Annotated in this window: 15 protein-coding genes; 14 read left to right on the top strand and 1 reads right to left on the bottom strand. The window is 75.0% G+C overall.

Translation table 11 applies throughout. From position 1 onward, the window contains the following. Window positions 1-216: 216 nt before the first annotated feature. The 14 genes from mpaB to rfbB all read left to right on the top strand — a co-directional run bounded on the left by mpaB (window position 217) and on the right by rfbB (window position 14970). Complete coding sequence (gene mpaB, locus HPT28_RS05880; RefSeq protein ID WP_219089853.1) at window positions 217-1311, top strand: daptide biosynthesis RiPP recognition protein; 1095 nt, start codon at window positions 217-219, stop codon at window positions 1309-1311. Then, complete coding sequence (mpaM, locus tag HPT28_RS05875; protein ID WP_219089852.1) at window positions 1308-2174, top strand: daptide-type RiPP biosynthesis methyltransferase; 867 nt, start codon at window positions 1308-1310, stop codon at window positions 2172-2174. The genes mpaB and mpaM overlap by 4 nt, the downstream gene beginning before the upstream one ends. Continuing rightward, window positions 2171-3442: a daptide-type RiPP biosynthesis aminotransferase gene (gene mpaD / locus HPT28_RS05870; protein ID WP_219089851.1), complete on the top strand. Its 1272-nt coding sequence runs from the start codon at window positions 2171-2173 to the stop codon at window positions 3440-3442. The genes mpaM and mpaD overlap by 4 nt, the downstream gene beginning before the upstream one ends. Next, on the top strand, window positions 3439-4725 hold the full coding sequence (gene mpaC, locus HPT28_RS05865) for a daptide-type RiPP biosynthesis dehydogenase (protein WP_219089850.1): 1287 nt from the start codon (window positions 3439-3441) through the stop codon (window positions 4723-4725). The genes mpaD and mpaC overlap by 4 nt, the downstream gene beginning before the upstream one ends. A gap of 36 nt (window positions 4726-4761) precedes the next feature. Further along, window positions 4762-4968 carry a daptide-type RiPP gene (locus HPT28_RS05860; RefSeq protein ID WP_257578109.1) on the top strand — a complete coding sequence of 69 codons (207 nt, stop codon included), beginning with the start codon at window positions 4762-4764 and terminating at the stop codon, window positions 4966-4968. Window positions 4969-5096: 128 nt separating this feature from the next. Further along, on the top strand, window positions 5097-5279 hold the full coding sequence (locus HPT28_RS05855) for a daptide-type RiPP (protein ID WP_219089849.1): 183 nt from the start codon (window positions 5097-5099) through the stop codon (window positions 5277-5279). A gap of 94 nt (window positions 5280-5373) precedes the next feature. Further along, window positions 5374-5571, top strand: a complete 198-nt coding sequence (locus HPT28_RS05850; RefSeq protein ID WP_219089848.1) for a hypothetical protein — start codon at window positions 5374-5376, stop codon at window positions 5569-5571. After that, on the top strand, window positions 5568-6338 hold the full coding sequence (locus HPT28_RS05845; RefSeq protein WP_219089847.1) for an ABC transporter ATP-binding protein: 771 nt from the start codon (window positions 5568-5570) through the stop codon (window positions 6336-6338). Before HPT28_RS05850 ends, HPT28_RS05845 begins: the two co-directional genes overlap by 4 nt. Continuing rightward, window positions 6331-7074, top strand: a complete 744-nt coding sequence (locus HPT28_RS05840) for an ABC transporter permease (protein WP_219089846.1) — start codon at window positions 6331-6333, stop codon at window positions 7072-7074. The genes HPT28_RS05845 and HPT28_RS05840 overlap by 8 nt, the downstream gene beginning before the upstream one ends. Continuing rightward, window positions 7071-8804: a daptide biosynthesis intramembrane metalloprotease gene (mpaP, locus tag HPT28_RS05835; protein WP_257578108.1), complete on the top strand. Its 1734-nt coding sequence runs from the start codon at window positions 7071-7073 to the stop codon at window positions 8802-8804. The genes HPT28_RS05840 and mpaP overlap by 4 nt, the downstream gene beginning before the upstream one ends. Before the next feature lie 86 nt (window positions 8805-8890). Then, window positions 8891-11497: a class III lanthionine synthetase LanKC gene (lanKC, locus tag HPT28_RS05830; protein ID WP_219089845.1), complete on the top strand. Its 2607-nt coding sequence runs from the start codon at window positions 8891-8893 to the stop codon at window positions 11495-11497. Next, entirely contained in the window at window positions 11494-12834 is a 1341-nt protein-coding gene (locus HPT28_RS05825) for a YcaO-like family protein (protein WP_219089844.1), read from the top strand. Before lanKC ends, HPT28_RS05825 begins: the two co-directional genes overlap by 4 nt. A 40-nt stretch (window positions 12835-12874) precedes the next feature. Next, window positions 12875-13942, top strand: coding sequence for a glucose-1-phosphate thymidylyltransferase (locus tag HPT28_RS05820; RefSeq protein WP_219089843.1), 1068 nt, complete (start codon window positions 12875-12877; stop codon window positions 13940-13942). After that, complete coding sequence (rfbB, locus tag HPT28_RS05815; protein ID WP_219089842.1) at window positions 13939-14970, top strand: dTDP-glucose 4,6-dehydratase; 1032 nt, start codon at window positions 13939-13941, stop codon at window positions 14968-14970. Before HPT28_RS05820 ends, rfbB begins: the two co-directional genes overlap by 4 nt. Here the strand turns inward: rfbB and HPT28_RS05810 are convergent. Further along, window positions 14925-15551 (bottom strand): response regulator transcription factor, encoded by a 627-nt coding sequence (locus tag HPT28_RS05810; RefSeq protein WP_308119099.1) that lies wholly within the window; start codon window positions 15549-15551, stop codon window positions 14925-14927. The genes rfbB and HPT28_RS05810 overlap by 46 nt on opposite strands. Window positions 15552-15562 lie beyond the last annotated feature (11 nt).

Raw genomic sequence — 15562 nt, 5'->3', positions numbered from 1 at the left:
ACGCCCCCGACCACCTTGCCAGGGGGACGAGACGGGCCCGGCCCCCGACCGCCGTCCCGGGCCGGTGAGACCCCCGGCCCGGGACGGCACCCACCGAAGCGCGCGGGCCCGTCAGCGGGACGGCCCGGCGCCGGGCCCCTCACCCCCGGACACACCAGGGCACACCGAGCCCACCAGCACACCGAGCACGACCAGCACACCCAAGGGAGAGCGGACATGGTGGACCACCACACGAGCCTGGCGAAGCGGCACCTCGTGTCCTGGGGCACCGGCACCCGCCACCGGCAGGCCGCCGACGCCGAGCCGGCGGCCCGTCCCGGCGCCCTGACCGTCGTTCTGGAGGACGCGGGCCTGCTCCCCGCCGTCCTCGGCGGCGACCTGGCCGGACCCCACTCCCTCGTGCTCGCCCCCGGCGTGGCGTCCTCCCCGCTCGAGGGCCCGGAGCCCGGTTCGCCGGTCGTCGTCGGCTACGAGGGCTCGGCCGCCCAGCCCGGAGACGAACTGTCCATCGGCGACTCCTTCTTCCTCCAGACGCAGGAGTACTCCGCCAGCCAGTTCATGTCCGTGATCGGGCCCACCCTGATCCGCGTCTTCGACGGCTCCGACTTCGCCGCCTACCTCGCGGACGCCGACCGGGCCCGCGCCGAGGGCGTGTTCCCGGCCTTCGCCACCGACCCCGTCATCCGGCTCGCCGACCTGCCCTCACTGGGCGCGTCCCCAGCCGCCGACGGCCCGGCGACACGGCTGTACGCCGACGCCGACGGCACCGTCTCGACCGCGCCCGGCGGGGCGGCCCTCGGCTCGGCCGGGGACGCCTTCGCCGACCTCCTCGGCGTCTGGGAGAGGGTCAACAAGGACAGCGCGCACCCCTGCGCCGTCGGGCTGGGGGCCACCGTGCCGGAGGCCGAGCGCTGCGCGTCCCTGGCCGAACGCCCCTGGCTGGGCCGGTATCTGGCGGCGCTGGACGCGCTACGCGAGCTGCGCGCCCGGGACGTGTCCCACCTGCGCGTCTCCGGCTTCGGCGGCCGGCTGTCGGAGACGGCCGAGCCGGTGGCCGAGGCCGCCGACGCGCACGGCACCGAGCTGCCGCTGCTGCTGTGGAACGAGCAGGGCGCCTACGTCCACTCCACGCCGACCGGCCGCTTCTTCCAGATCGGGACGGACGCCGCCCGCATCGCCGAGACGGTCCTGGCCTGCGGTGACGCGGAGACCGCCGCCGAGCGGGTGGACGCTGCCGCGCTGGCCAAGGTCACCGCGTTCTTCGAGCGCGCCGGGGTGCCCCTGACGGGCCGTACGGAGGCCGCGCGATGACCGCCCCGCCGCTCACCCTCGCCGACGTCCCCGGCGCCGCGGGCGAGGAACTCGCCGCGCTGGGCGAGCGGGCGCGGGTCTGCGGGGTCTACGACGAGACCGGCGCCCCGCTCTACGACGACCTCAGCCGCCGGGACTCCTTCGAGGTGCGCGAACTGCTCGGCCTGGTCCGCCGTACCCGCGGCCCGGTGCTGGAACTGGCCGCCGGAACCGGCAGGCTGACCTTCCCGCTGCTGGCCGCGGGCCGGGAGGTGACCGCGCTGGAGCTGGCCCCGGCCATGCTGGAGCGGCTCGTCGCCCGGCTCGCGGAGGCACCCGAGCGGATGCGCCGCAACTGCCGCCCGGTGCCCGGCGACATGAGCGACTTCGCCCTCGGGCACCGCTTCGCCGCCGTGGTGCTCGGCACGACGTCCGTGTCGCTGCTCGACGCCGCCGGGCGGGCCGGGCTCTACCGCTGCGTGCGGGAACACCTCGCGCCGGGCGGGACGTTCGCGCTGTCCACCGTCGAGGTGGCGGACGCCGGGGAGGATCCGACGGAGGTGCGGCAGCCCCTCACCGGGGCGAGCGGCCGGGAGTACGTGCTCCACGAGCTGTGGGAGCCGGGCCGCGGCGTGCGCACCGTGACCCTGCGCCCGGCCGACGTCTCGGGCACGGGACCGGTCCCGGTCTGCGTCTCCCGCGTCACGGTGCTGCCCGTCGCCGCGCTCACCGCCGAGCTGACCGCGGCCGGATTCACGGTCCGCGGCGCCCAGACCCTCTCGGCGGCCGGGAGCCGGCATCACGACGTGCTGCTCGAAGCCACCGCGGCGACCGAAACGACGCGAGCGACCGAAGCGGCCGAAGCGACGGAGGGACCCCGATGACGCGTCAGGCGCTGTGGCCCTCCCTGCTGGAGCCGTCCCGGCAGGGCGACGACGGCCTGTGCACGGTGTCCGCCAAGGGCGTGCGCGTGCGGCTGGCCGACGGCCGTGAGCTGCTCTGCGGCACGAGCGGCCTGTGGAACGCCAACCTCGGCTACGGCAACGAGGCGATCGCCGAGGCCGTCGCGACCTCCCTGCGGGACGCCTCGTACCTCAGCGTCTTCCGGTACGAGAACGCCTACGCGCGGCGCGCTGCCCAGGCCCTCGTCGACGTCTGCGGACCGCACTACCGGCGGGTGCTGTTCTCCACCTCCGGCGGGGCGGCCAACGACCTGGTGATGAAGCTCGCCCGGCTGCACCACGCGCTGCGCGGCGACTCGGGCCGCAAGGTCGTCGTCGGCCTGCGCGGCAGCTACCACGGGCTGACGTTCGGCAGCTTCGGTCTCACCGGTGAGGACCTGGGGCAGCAGCTCTACGGGGTCGACCAGCGGCTGGTGCGCCATGTGTCCGGAGACGACCCCGCCGAGCTGGCGGAGCTGCTGGAGCGGCAGGGCGGGCGGGTCGCGGCCGTCGTCGTCGAGCCGGTGCGCGGCAGCGGGGCCGTCCCGCTGAGCCCGCACTACCTCGGGCGGTTGCTGGGGCTGCGGGAGCGGTACGGGTTCCTGCTGGTCGCCGACGAGGTGGCCACCGGCTTCGGCCGCACCGGCCCGTTCTTCGCCTCGCAGGAGTGGCCCTCGCAGCCGGACGTGCTGGTGACCTCCAAGGGGCTGACCAACGGCACGATGGCGGCGGCCGCCGTGGTCGTCTCCGCCGAGCTGGCCCGGTCGTTCGACCGGCCCGGTGTAGTCCTGGCCCACGGCGAGACGCAGGCGGGCACGCCCTCGACCTGCGCCGCCATCCTGGCCACGCTGGAGGAGATGGACCGGCTGGACGCCGTCGGCCGGTCCCGCGCCCTGTCACGGAAGCTCGACGGGAAGCTGGCCGAACTCGTGCGGGAGCACCCGAGGGTGCTGGGCACGGAGGGCCGGGGCTGCTTCCGCGCGCTGAAGCTGGCCGGCCGGGACGGCGGCCCCCTGCCGGGCTCGGAGGTGGCGGCCGTGGTCGCCGCCGTCCGGGACGCCGGGGCCGTGACCCACCCCGGGCCCGGCGGCGTGCAGTTGATCCCCGCCCTGACCTACACCGACGCCGAGCTGACGGAGCTGCTGGACCGTGTGCGCGCGGGTCTGGACGCCCACACGGCGGCGGTCGCCGGAACGGGGGTGGCCGGATGAGCCTCGGCTGGCACTGCCCGACCCTGGTACTGCTGGGCGTCGAGGGGTTCGGCGACTGGCTGGCCACCCGGCCCGAGCGGCGGGTGACGGTCCTGGCCGACCCGGCGCTCGCCCGCGGCCCGCTGACCACCCGGCTGCTGTCGCTGCTGCGCTCGGCGGGCGCCGAGGCCACCCTGGTACCGGTCACCGCGCCGGGCACGGTCGCGCGGGTGGAGGGGCTCGCCGGGCGGCTCGCCGCCGACGGCACCGAGCTGCTCGTCGCCGTCGGGGGCGGTACCGTCATCGACCAGGCCAAGCTGGCGGTCGCCGTCCGGGGGGACGGCCGGAACACCGCGCGGCTGGGGCATCCCCAGCGGGCCGGGCTCGTCGTGCTGCCCTCCGGGGGAGCCCGCGCGCTGCCGCTCGTCGCCGTGCCGACGACCGTCGGCACCGGGGCCGAGCTGAGCGCCGCCGCCTGCGTCGAGCACGGCGACGGGCGACGGCTGGTGCTGGGCGACGGGCTGCGACCCGACGTGGCGCTCGTCGACCCGGCGGCCACCGCGACGCTGCCCGGCGAACTGCTCGCCGAGGGCGTCCTGGAGGCACTGTTCCGCGCGAGCAGCCTCTACGCGGGCGCCGCACACGACCAGCCGACCGAGGACGCCCTGACCGAGGCGCTCGTCGCACGGCTCACCGTCCTCGGGGAGCAGCTCGCGCGGGCCCGGGGGACGCTCGGGGCGCACGCCGTCGTCGGGGACGACGTCCTGCGCGCCGAGATCGCGAAGGTCAGCGGGCTCACCCACGGCCCGTGGGCCGCCGTCGGGCGCGAGCGCTACGGGGCCAAGGGCTGGTTCCTGGCCAACGAGCTGTCCTGGACGCTGGGCGTGCGCAAGATGACGGCCGTCGCCGCGCTGCTGCCCCCGCTGTGGCGGGCGGTGACGGAGGACCCGGGCGCCGCCTGGGGCTCGGCCCGCCGGCTGGCCCGCGTCTGGGAGACCGTCCGCGCCGCCGGCTCCCCCCGGTGGCCCGCGGACCCGGCGGACGGCGTCGCGGCCCTGATCGACGCCTGGGGCATCGGGCGGCGGCTCACCGCGGACCCCGCCCGGATCGACGACGTCGTCCGCCGCACCCAGCGCGCCTGGGGCGCGGGGCTGCCGATGCTGCGCGGCGTCCCGGCGGGCTCCGTCCGCCGGGTGCTGTCCGCCGCCGTCGCCCCCGAGGGCGCGGCCACCGCCGGAGCGGCCCCCGACACCGCCCCCGCCGGGCCGGGGGCGGCACCGCAGACTTCCGTGCGCGCCGCCTGAGCGGTGCGCACGGGGGACCGATAAGGAAATCCGCACATGATGAAGGAGGGAAACATGGAGGCCACGTTCAACACCCTCGCGGCCGAGGAGATGCCCGGCCTGGAGCTGGGCATGCAGGAGCTGGAGGCCATGGAGGCACCGGGTTGGGCCACGTGGGCCGGCTTCGGCACGGGTACCGCCGTGACCAGCGCCATCGGCTACGGCAGCGTCTACCTCGCTGTCTCCGGCGCCGCGATCACCTGACACGGACGGCGCCCCGGGTGCCTGTGCCGCACGCCGGGGCGCCGTACGCGGGATGCGGTGAGACCCGCCGCCTCTCCCGTCCGCCATGCCAGGAAACCCATGAAACGCCACGAATTCCAGGAAAGGTGGTGAGAAAAACAATGCAGGACAACACCTTCGATTCCATCGTCAAGGATAACGGTCTTGCCGAGCTGGAGCTGGGGATGCAGGAGCTGGAGGCCATGGAGGCCCCGGGCTTCTACAGCGGCTTCAAGGACGGCCTGACCTTCAGCCTGGCCGTGAGCGCGCTCAGCGTCACCGCCACGACCTGACGAGGCCGGGTGCGGGTCGGCCACGCGGCCGGCCCGCACCCACCGGTCTCCCGCACCATCCCCCCACGGTCTGCAAGCCAACGGAGAGCAAGCCATGCCACAGCCCCAGGGCGGACCCCTGTCCACCAAGACCAGCACCTACATCCTGCTGGGCATCGCGGCCCTGCTGATGCCCGTGAGCGCGGCCGTGGGCGGTACCGCGCAGTGGATCCTGATCGGTGTCTCCGGCGCCTTCCTCGTCCTGTGCGCCTACTCGATCAACGCGAACAACCGGCGTTCGGGGCGGTCATGAGCACGCCGGTAGCGAGCTTTCGCGGACTGACCAAGCGGTTCGGCGAACTCACCGCGGTCGAGGACGTGTCGTTCGACGTGCACCCCGGCCGGATCGTGGGCCTTTTGGGCCGCAACGGCGCGGGCAAGACGACCTCGCTGCGCATGCTGCTGGGCCTCACCCGGCCCACCGCCGGCACGGCCACCGTCTTCGGGCGCCCCTACGCGGAACTGCGGCGCGCGGCCCACCGGGTGGGCGTCAGCATGGACGGCGTCTCCCCCATCCCCGGGACCACCGGGCGCCGGGACCTCCAGGTGTGGGCGAAGATGCTCGGCCTGCCCGCCTCCCGGGTGGACGAGGTCATCGAGCTGGTGGACCTCGGGCACGGCGCCGACCGCCGGATCAAGGGCTACTCGACCGGCATGAAGCAGCGGCACGCCCTGGCCGCCGCGCTGCTGGCCGACCCGGAGCTGCTGGTGCTCGACGAGCCCACGAACGGGCTCGACCCCGACGGCATCCGCTGGCTGCGGCACTTCCTGCGCCGCTTCGCCGACGAGGGGCGCACCGTGCTGCTCTCCAGCCACATCCTGTCCGAGGTGCAGCAGACCGTCGACGACGTCGTCATCATCCAGCGCACCCTGCGCTACAGCGGGCCGATCGCCCAGCTCGTCCCGGCGGGCGGGGGCTCGCTGGAGGACCGCTTCTTCGAACTGGCGGGCACCGACGGGGGCAGGCACCCCGCCGCCCCGCGGACCGCCGCACCCACCGGAGGTCGGGACCATGCGTGATCTGCTGAAGGCCGAATGGCTCAAGGCCTGGAGTGGGCGCACCTGGTGGATCATGGCCGTCGTCGCGCTCTTCATGGGCCTGCTGGGCAGCAGCGGCGCCGCCGCCGTCGGTGACCAGCAGCTCGACGAGGGCGTCACCGACGCCGCCGCCGTGACGGCCGAGATGGTGCGCGCCTGGTTCTCCGCGTTGCTCGGCTCGCTGCTGTTCGGCGCCGTGTTCGTCAGCCGCGAGTACGGCTCGGGGGCCGTCAACCGCTCGGCGCTGCTGTGCGGCGGCCGGACCCGGCTGTTCACGGCCAAGGCGGCCGTCGGCACCGCGATGGGGGCGCTGTTCGCCCTGGTCGCCGCGGCGCTGGCCCCGGCCTCGGCGTACGCGTTCGCGGGCCTGTTCGGCTTCGACGTGGTGTGGAGCGGGGAGGCGTCCCGCACGCTGCTCGGCGTCGCCACCGTCGTCGTCCTGGCCGCGCCCTGGGGCGTCATGCTCGGCTGGCTCATCCGCAACCAGGCCGCCACCGTGGCCATCGCTCTCGTCCTGACCCTGTTCGTGGACGAGACGCTCTTCCTGCTGCTGCCCGAGGTGGGCCGCTTCACCATGCAGGTCGCGATGGGCTCCGTCTACCTGGACGGCAAGGAGGACGCCCTCCCGGTGCCCTTCGCCCTCGCGGTGATCGGCGGCTGGCTCGCCCTGGCCGGTTTCCTCGCCCGCCGACGTCTGGTCAGCCGGGACATCGCATGACCCTCACCGGACAACGCCCCACGGGCCTCGCGTCCCGCCTCGGCGGCACCCTGCGACGCGGCGACGCGGGCAAGGAGCGGGAGGTGCCGCCCGAGCGGGCCGCCGAACGCTTCGCCTACCCGCGCACCGCTCGCCGGGTCTCCGTACACGAGCCGCTGGACGAGGGCGCCCCGTGGATCGTGCGCTCCGGTGACCAGTACATCCGCGTCGGCGCCGACATGGCCAGGCTGCTGCTGGCCATGGACGGCGTCCGCGACCACGCCCGGCTCGTGGAGGCCCTCGGCCCGCCGTGGACGGAGCAGGCCGTGGCCACCGCCGTGGGGCGGCTGTACGCCATGGGCCTGCTCGACGACGGCAGCGTGCGGCCCGGGCGGCACCGGCGCCGCCGCGAGCTCGTCAAGTTCGTTCCGCCGTTCACCGTGCAGTTCACCCTGCTCCGGCCGCAGCGGCTCATGGACGCGCTGGAGCCGCTGATCCGCGCCGTCGCCCGGCCGGTCTTCGGCGTCCTCGCGGCCCTCCTCGTCCTCGGCGGGCTGTTCTCGCTGAGCCTCCAGGGGCCCGCGCTGGAGCGGGCGCTGGGGCAGCCCATGCCGCTGGCGATCATCCTCGGTCTCGTGGTGGCGACGGCGTTCGCGACCCTGCTGCACGAGCTCGGGCACGGTGCGACGCTGACCTACTACGGCGGCCGCCCGAACCGCATCGGCTTCATGCTCTTCTACATGTCGCCGGCGTTCTTCTGCGACGTCTCCGACAGCTGGCGACTGCCGCACAAGGAACAGCGCACGAGGATCGCCCTCGCGGGCATCGTCACCCAGACGGTGATCGGCGGCTCGGTAGCGCTGGCCGCCCTGGTGTACGGCCGGGTGAACGGCCCCTCGACGCTCTACGACGGCATGGTCGTGTTCGCCGTCTCCACCTTCGTCACCAGCTTCTTCAACTTCGTGCCGTTCGTGAAGCTCGACGGCTACCTCGCCCTGATGAGCCATCTGGACGTCTCGCACCTGCGGGACCGGGCCATGACCGACGCCCGCCGCGCGGTGGCCAGGGTGCTCTTCGGCGGCCGGTACCCGCGCGGGCTGCCGCAGTTTGGCTGGGCCGTGCCCTTCGGGCTGGCCTGCATGGTGTTCCCGCTCTACCTGGTGGGCGTGGCCGCCACGCTGTGGGCGGACGTCCTCCAGGCCCTCGGCGCCGTGGGCGGGCTCCTCGTCGTCGGCGCGCTCTCCTTCCTGCTCTACCGGGCCTTCCTGTCCGCGCGGCGACTCGTCCGCGAGGGGCGCAAGGCCGGAGCGAGCCGCGCCCGGATCGCCGCGGCCTGCGGACTCGCCCTCGCCGCCGTGACGGCGGCCCTGGCCTTCGTCAAGGTGCCGTACACCGTCGTCGGCGGGTTCGTCACCGAGGGCGGCACGGTGTCGCTGGTGCTCTCCGAGTCCAGCGACCTGTCCGCCGTGCACGAGGGCTCCACGGTGCGACTCCAGCGGCTCGGCGTCATCCTGCGCGGCGACGTCGGCACCGCGACCGTCGCCTCCGCCACCCCGGAGAAGACCACGGCGCCCTTCTCGGCGTTCATGCCCGTGCGCGACGTCGAGGATCTGCCGATGCCGGTCGAGAGCTTCCCGCTGACCACCGGCGAACCGCCGAAGGAGCACACCGGCATGGCCACGATCGAGGCCGGCGAACGCCCGCTGGCCGCGTGGATGTACCTCACCTACATCGCCCCCGCCCTCCGCTGACCCCGCCACCGACGCCTCCCCGGCCCACGACACCGCCCCGCCCCGGCACCTCACAGACCCGCACGCCACACCCAGGGAAACCGCACATGGACCTCGGCCGCCACCTGCACTTCTGCCCGCCCGGCAGCCCCTTCTTCGACGTGCCCGCCCGCATCAGCCCGGACGAGGGCAACTTCGCCCTCGCCGACGCCGACCTGCCCGCGGGCTGGAGCATGCAGCGGGACGCCGAGTGGATCGGTGTCAACCCGCCGGACGTCGAACTGCCGCCGCAGGGCTGGAAGATCCATGTGTCGGCGACCCTGGAGAACGCCGAGGAGATCCTCGGCATCGCCTCCGCCTACTGCCTCGAACACGGCCTCACCTTCAAGTTCATCCGCGGCCTGGCCGTCCTGGAGCAGCGCAACGGCAAGTACGGCGACCGGAGCGCGAGCGGCAAGTTCATCACCGTCTACCCGACCGACGAGGCCCGTCTGGAGCGGGTGCTGCACGAGCTCGGCGAGCTGCTCGACGGCCGGGAGGGGCCCTACATCCTCAGCGACCTGCGCTGGCGCTCGGGCCCCCTGTACGTGCGGTACGGCGGCTTCGTGCTGCGCACCGTGCGCGGCCCCTCCGGCACCCCGGTGCACTGCGTCGAGGACCCGGACGGCAACCTCGTCCCCGACCACCGCGGCCCCGGCTTCCGGCCGCCCTCGTGGGCACCCCTCCCCGACTGCCTCACCGAGGCCCTCGCCGCCCGCAACGCCGGCACCCTGCACGACTTCCCCTACCGCGTCACCGGCGCCCTGCACTTCTCCAACGGCGGTGGCGTCTACCGGGGCGAGGACACCCGCACCGGTACGCCGGTGCTGCTGCGCGAGGCCCGGCCGCACGCCGGACTCGTCGACGGCAGGGACGCCGTGTACCGGCAGGAGCGGGAGCGCCTGGCGCTGGAGAAGCTCGCCGACACCGAGGTCGTGCCCGCGCTGTACGACTTCCGCAAGGGTCGCGAACACTGGTTCCTGGTGAGGGAGTTCATCGAGGGCGAGCCGCTGGGCCGGGAGATGATCCAGCGCAACCCGCTGGCCCGCGGCAGCGAGGACCCACAGGACTTCGCCGACTACGCAGACTGGGCCCTCGGCATCCTCGACGGCGTCGAGCGCGGCGTGGACAGCCTCCACGCCCGCGGCATCGTCTTCGGCGACCTGCACCCCTCCAACATCCTCGTCCGCCCCGACGGCGGCGTCGGCTTCATCGACTTCGAGGCCGCCGCCCCCGTCGAGGAGGCCGAGCGGCAGACGATGGGCGCCGCGGGGTTCACCGCCCCCGACGGCGTCACCGGTTTCGCCATCGACCGCTACGCCCTCGGCTGCCTGCGCCTCGCCGTCTTCAACGCCCTGACGAGCCTGCTGCCGTGGGGGCCGCGGAAGACGGAGGACCTCATCGCCGCCGTCACCGCGCGCTTCCCGGTGCCCGAGGACTTCGCCCACCGGGTACGCGCCGACCTCGGGCTGACGGAGCACCAGACGCCCACCCCGTGGCCCTCCGGCGAAGCGGCCGAGATGCGGGCCGCCTGGCCGGAACTGGCCGCCGCCCTCGGCCAGGGCATCCTGGAGTGCGCCGAGACCGGGCGGGACGACCGGCTCTTCCCCGGCGACCCCGACCAGTTCCTCACCCCCGAGGGCACCACCGCGTTCGCGCACGGCACCGCGGGCGTGCTGTGGGCGCTGGCCGAGTCCGGCGTCCCCGTGCCCGGACAGCACATCGACCGGCTCGTGCGCGACACCCGCCAACTGTCCGACCCCCGGCCGGACTTCTTTCACGGCCTCGCCGGCATCGCCTATGCCCTCGACCGGCTCGGCCGGCCGCGGGAGGCCGCCGCCCTGCTCCCCCACCTGGACGGCGAGGCCGCCGAGGGCCTGGGCGTCTCCCTCATGAGCGGGCTGTCCGGCATCGGCCTCACTCTCCTGCACTTCGCCCGCCGCACCGGCGACGACCTCCTGCTCGCCCGTGCCCGGCGGCTGGCCGACCGCGTCCGCGACACCGCCCCCGGCGAGCCCGGCGACGCCTCCCGCTTCGGGCTGCTGCGCGGGCCCTCGGGCGGCGCGCTGTTCCTGCTGCGGCTCTTCGAGGAGACCGGCGACTCCGCCCTGCTCGACGACGCCGTGACGGCCGCCCGCGCCGACCTCGCGGCCCTGGGCTGGACGGGCGAGGAGTTCCCCGCCGACGCCCCGGGCCGCATGCCGCTGCTCGGCATGGGCTGCGCGGGCACCGGCATGGTGCTGCACGACCTCCTGCGGCACCGCCCCGACGCCGGGCTGGCCCGCGCCCGCGACGCCGTCGCCGCGAGCGCCGCCCGCCAGTACCTGCCCCAGGCCGGGCTGTTCCACGGCCGCTCCGGCACCCTGCTGGCCCTGCACCACCTCACCGGGCCGTCGGCGGACGGCCGCCCCGCTCCGAGCGCCCTGCGGCACGTCCGGGACCACGCGCTCCAGGTCGTCCGGCTCGCCCCGGACGGGGACGACGCCGACGCCGGACCCGAGCGCGTCGGCGTCCTCGGGCATGACTCCCTGCGGATCTCCACCGACCTCGCCACCGGCGGCGCGGGCGTCCTGCTCGCTCTCGGCGCGGTGCTCTCCGACACGCCCGCCTCGCTGCCCTTCTTCTCCCCCGCGCCCCGCCCGGACGGCGCCGGCTCCCCCGGAGACGTCGCGTGATCGACTTCCAGGCCACCCTCGACCCCGCCAACGGGCTCGCCGAACGCAGCGAGGCCCGCCCTCCCGCACCCCCCGACGACCTGCTCTGGCGCTGCCTCGTCCGGCTCCGCTCCACGGCCGCCGAGCGCGCCGGGCACACCCTCACCCCGCGAGTCGTCGGTGCCTACGGCCACTCCCGGAGCAACACCCTCGTGCGGGGCGTCGGCGAAGCCGTGGAGCGGTACGCCCTGTTCCCCGAGGGCGGCCCGCCGCCCGGCGCCGTGACCGCGGCCACCGCCGCGGAACTGGGCACCCGAGCACCGGACTTCGCCGACCCCGGGCTCGCGCTCGGCGCTCCTGAGGCCCGCTCCCTGCCCCTCACCTGGTACCCGGCCCGGCGACTGCGCGACGGCACGGACGTCCACGTCCCCGCCCCACTCGTGGACTACCCCGACCCCTCGCCCCAGGCCGCGCACTTCGACCCCACCCCCTCCGGGGCCGCCTCCGGAGGCAGCCCCGGGGACGCCCTGCGTGCCGCGCTGCTGGAGACCGTCGAGCGGGACGCCTTCCTCACCGCGTGGGAGGCCCGGCTGCGCCCCCACCGCCTGCGGTTCCCGGGCCCGGCCGGCCCCGGCACGGCACGCCCCGGCACGGCACGCCCCGGAACGGCGGGCCCCCGGGCCGGGGCGCGGCTGCGCGAGCTGCGGGCGCTGTGGGGCAAGGTGGAGCGGGCCGGGCTGACGCCCGTCCTGGCCGAGCTGCCGACCGGGCTGCCCGGCGTCGTGTGCACGGTCGGGATCGTGCTGGACGAGCGGCGCCCGGTGCCGCTGGCCACGGTCGGCTGCAACGCGACCGCCGACGACGACCAGGCGGCCTGGAGCATGCTGGGCGCACTACAGGAGGCCCTCCAGGTGCGCTCGGTGGTGCTGAACTCCTGGTCCGAGGAGCAGCGCGCCGAGGACGTCACCGGCCTGCCCATCCGGGACGACGACGACCGGCTGCGGTACGTCGCCTCCGCCCAGGGGCACGCCCGGGTGCGCGAGTGGGTCGACTCCTTCGCCGCCGAGCGGCCGCCGCGCACCGCGCCGCCGGTGTCCACGGACGAGCTGGTGCGGCTGCTGGTCGCCGACGGCGCCGACCCGCTCCTCGTCGACCTGACGTACCGCCTGCCCGGGCCGCTGCGGAGGATGGGCTGGTGCGCCGTCAAGGTCGTGCCCGCCGGGTACCAGGCGCTGCGGCTCCGGGAGGACCACCCCTTCACCTGGCACGCCCGGCGCCTGACGACGGCCCCGGCACGCACCGGTCTCGGCGCGCTGGCCGCGTCCCGGTTCGCCTGGCGACCCCACCCGCTGCCATGACCGCCCCGGCACCGGCAGCACGCCCGAGAGGAGTACCCGCGTGAAGGCCCTCGTTCTGGCCGGAGGCAAGGGCACCCGGCTGCGTCCGCTCACCCACACCTCCGCCAAGCAGCTCGTTCCCGTGGCCAACAAGCCGGTGCTCTACTACGGCCTGGAGTCCATCGCGGAGGCGGGCATCACCGAGGTCGGCGTCATCGTGGGCGACTCGGCCCCCGAGATCCGGGCGGCCGTCGGCGACGGCTCCGCCTTCGGCCTCGACGTCACCTACCTCCCGCAGGAAGCGCCCCTCGGCCTCGCCCACGCGGTGCTCATCGCCCGGGACTGGCTCGGCGACGAGGACTTCGTCATGTTCCTCGGCGACAACTTCGTACTCGGCGGCATCACCCCGCTCGTCGAGGACTTCCGCGCCGAGCGCCCCGACGCCCGCATCCTGCTGACCCGCGTCCCCGACCCGAGCGCCTTCGGCGTGGTCGAGACCGACGGGCGGGGGCGGGTACTCGCCCTGGAGGAGAAGCCACGCGCCCCCAGGACGGACCTGGCGCTCGTGGGCATCTACCTCTTCACCCCGGCCGTGCACGCCGCCGTCCGCGCCATCCGGCCCTCGGCCCGCGGCGAGCTGGAGATCACCGACGCCATCCAGTGGCTCGTGGACAGCGGGCACGACGTCCGCTCCACCCGGATCACCGGCTACTGGAAGGACACCGGGAACGTGGCGGACATCCTGGAGGTCAACCGCTCCGTGCTGGACAGAACCGCCCACCGCGTCGAGGGCTTCGTGGACGCCGGGTCCGAGCTCGTCGGGCCGGTCGTGCTGGAACCGGGTGCCCGCGTCATCGGGTCCCGCGTGGTCGGCCCGGCCGCCATCGCCGCGGGCGCCGTCGTCACCCGCTCCCAGGTCGGGCCCTACAGCTCCATCGCACGGGGCGTCCACATCGCCGACAGCGAGATCGCGGACTCCATCGTCCTGGAGGGTGCCCGCATCGACGGCGTCCGCCGCGTCGAGGGCTCGATGATCGGCCGGGAGGCCGTCGTCACCCCCGCACCGGCCGCGCCCGCCGCCCACCGCCTCGTCATCGGCGACCACAGCACCGTGGAGATCCGCTCGTGACCCGCCCCCAGCGTCTCCTCGTCACCGGCGGCGCCGGGTTCATCGGCTCCGCGTACGTGCGCGGCCTGCTGGCCGACCCCGCCGCGCCGCTCGCCGTCACCGTGCTCGACAAACTCACCTACGCCGGCGACCTCCGCAACCTCGACGCCGTCCGGGACGACCCCCGGTTCACCTTCGTGCGCGGGGACGTCTGCGACGCCGCGCTGGTCGACGCCCTGCTGGCCGGACACCCGCAGGTCGTGCACTTCGCCGCGGAGTCCCACGTCGACCGGTCCATCGCCGGCGCCGACGCCTTCGTGCGCACCAACGTCCTGGGCACCCACACCCTGCTGGACGCGGCCCTCCGGCACCGGGCGGAGCTCTTCGTCCAGGTGTCCACCGACGAGGTCTACGGTTCCGTCGCCACCGGCTCCTGGACCGAGGACCAGCCGCTCGCGCCGTCCTCGCCCTACGCGGCGTCCAAGGCCTCGGCCGATCTGCTGGCCCTGTCCTACCACCGCACCCACGGGCTGGACGTGCGCGTCAGCCGCTGCTCCAACAACTACGGGCCGCACCAGCACCCGGAGAAGGTCATCCCGCGCTTCGTCACCAACCTGCTCGACGGCCGGACCGTGCCGCTGTACGGGGACGGGCGCAACAGCCGCGACTGGCTGCACGTCGACGACCACTGCCACGGCGTCGAGCTCGTCCGGCGCCGGGGCCGGGCGGGCCGCGTCTACCACCTCGGCGGCGGCCACGAGCTGACCAACCGGCAGCTCACCGGGCTGCTGCTGGAGGCGTGCGGCGCGGACTGGAGCCGGGTGCGCCACGTCCCCGACCGCAAGGGCCACGACCTGCGTTACTCGGTCGACTGGACCAGGGCCCGCGAGGAGCTCGGCTACCGGCCCCGGCGCGAGTTCGCCGACGGCCTGGCCGCGACCGTCGCCTGGTACCGGGACAACCCGGATTGGTGGCGCGGCCGCGGGCCGGACGACGGTGAGGGTCAGGCGGACCAGGCGAGCGGCCCGGGCAGCCGCGCCGCGAGCTGACTGCGGTCCCGCAGGCCCGTCTTCTGGAGGATGTTGGACATGTGGAACTTCACGGTGCTCTCCGCGACGTGCAGCTCGGCGGCGATCTCGCCGTTGCTCATGCCGCGGGCCACCAGCGCCACGACCTCGTTCTCCCGCGCCGTGAGCCCCGCGAGCCGCACCGGCGCGGAGTCGGCCCCACGCCCGGCGGGTGGCCAGGGGCGGTGCAGGCTGCGCAGCAGCGGCGGGATGAGGGTGGGCGAGACCCAGCCGTGCCCGGCCAGGATCTCCTGCACGGCGGTGAGGAACGCGCCGTCGAGGTCGTCGCGGTCGACGATGGCCCGCAGGTCGGCGGAGGTCGCCCCCAGCCCGACGGCCCCCGTGCCGGAGACGAGGGCGAGCGTGGGAAGGGCCGTGCGGACGTCCTCCAGCCGGTGCATGTCCGTCACGAGGACGTCGCACCGCGGTACGTCCCCGGGAGCCTGGGGCTCCAGCGTGCGCCACCCCACTCCGGTGAACAACCGCTGGAGCCTGCGCCGCACCGGTCCGCTGTCGATGGCGAGGCCGATCGTGGTGATCGCTGTCGTGCGTTGAACTGTCACCGTTCCTGCTC

Source organism: Streptomyces sp. JJ38 (genome assembly GCF_019303475.1).
Classification (GTDB): Bacteria; Actinomycetota; Actinomycetes; order Streptomycetales; family Streptomycetaceae; genus Streptomyces.
This window is presented reverse-complemented; position numbering and strand designations above follow the sequence as displayed.

What these genes read in the sequence shown, in the direction of transcription:
- mpaB (WP_219089853.1), top strand. Translation starts at nt 217, where the DNA reads ATGGTGGACCACCACACGAGCCTGGCGAAGCGGCACCTCGTGTCCTGG.
- mpaM (WP_219089852.1), top strand. Translation starts at nt 1,308, where the DNA reads ATGACCGCCCCGCCGCTCACCCTCGCCGACGTCCCCGGCGCCGCGGGC.
- mpaD (WP_219089851.1), top strand. Translation starts at nt 2,171, where the DNA reads ATGACGCGTCAGGCGCTGTGGCCCTCCCTGCTGGAGCCGTCCCGGCAG.
- mpaC (WP_219089850.1), top strand. Translation starts at nt 3,439, where the DNA reads ATGAGCCTCGGCTGGCACTGCCCGACCCTGGTACTGCTGGGCGTCGAG.
- HPT28_RS05860 (WP_257578109.1), top strand. Translation starts at nt 4,762, where the DNA reads ATGATGAAGGAGGGAAACATGGAGGCCACGTTCAACACCCTCGCGGCC.
- HPT28_RS05850 (WP_219089848.1), top strand. Translation starts at nt 5,374, where the DNA reads ATGCCACAGCCCCAGGGCGGACCCCTGTCCACCAAGACCAGCACCTAC.
- HPT28_RS05845 (WP_219089847.1), top strand. Translation starts at nt 5,568, where the DNA reads ATGAGCACGCCGGTAGCGAGCTTTCGCGGACTGACCAAGCGGTTCGGC.
- HPT28_RS05840 (WP_219089846.1), top strand. Translation starts at nt 6,331, where the DNA reads ATGCGTGATCTGCTGAAGGCCGAATGGCTCAAGGCCTGGAGTGGGCGC.
- mpaP (WP_257578108.1), top strand. Translation starts at nt 7,071, where the DNA reads ATGACCCTCACCGGACAACGCCCCACGGGCCTCGCGTCCCGCCTCGGC.
- lanKC (WP_219089845.1), top strand. Translation starts at nt 8,891, where the DNA reads ATGGACCTCGGCCGCCACCTGCACTTCTGCCCGCCCGGCAGCCCCTTC.